Here is a 564-nt window from a genome sequence, read left to right on the forward strand (position 1 = left end):
GGACCAGGACATATGTTTTTTGGAGTTAATCTAAAAAAATTAAAAAGAATGAGAAAAGAGATAGACGCATTAAATGAAAAATATAAAGATAAGATAAAAATTTATTTAGGAGTAGAGGCAAATATAATTAGTGCAGATGGTGACATAGACGTTTCAGAAGAAGAGCTTAAACTATTAGATAAATTATTAGTTGGGTTTCATAATGGAGCAAAACCTAAATCAATAAAGGATTTTTACACTTTGTTTATTAAAAATAAAATGGCAAAATTTAATTCAAAACTAAAAGAAGAATGCAGAAGAATAAATACGCAAGCATTAATTAAAGCAATAAATAAATATAAAATAGATATAATAACTCACCCAGGGGCTAAAGTTGATATTGATACAAGAGAGCTTGCAAAGGCAGCAGCAAAAAGAGGAACTGCACTAGAAATTAATTCTAGTCATAGATTTTTAACACTAGAATATGTTAAAATAGCAATGGAAGAGGGAGTTATGTTTTCAATAGATAGTGATGCCCATAGGCCAGAAGATGTAGGAAATGTAGAATGGGCATTAAACATA

At 28.9% G+C, this 564-nt stretch carries 1 protein-coding gene; it reads left to right on the forward strand.

Annotated features, from left to right (window positions below; translation table 11 throughout):
- Window positions 1-564 (forward strand): histidinol-phosphatase (locus tag TCEL_RS13670; RefSeq protein WP_040683658.1); only part of this gene is annotated, 564 nt, incomplete at both ends.

The sequence above is a fragment of the Thermobrachium celere DSM 8682 genome (assembly GCF_000430995.1).
Lineage (GTDB): Bacteria > Bacillota > Clostridia > Clostridiales > Caloramatoraceae > Thermobrachium > Thermobrachium celere.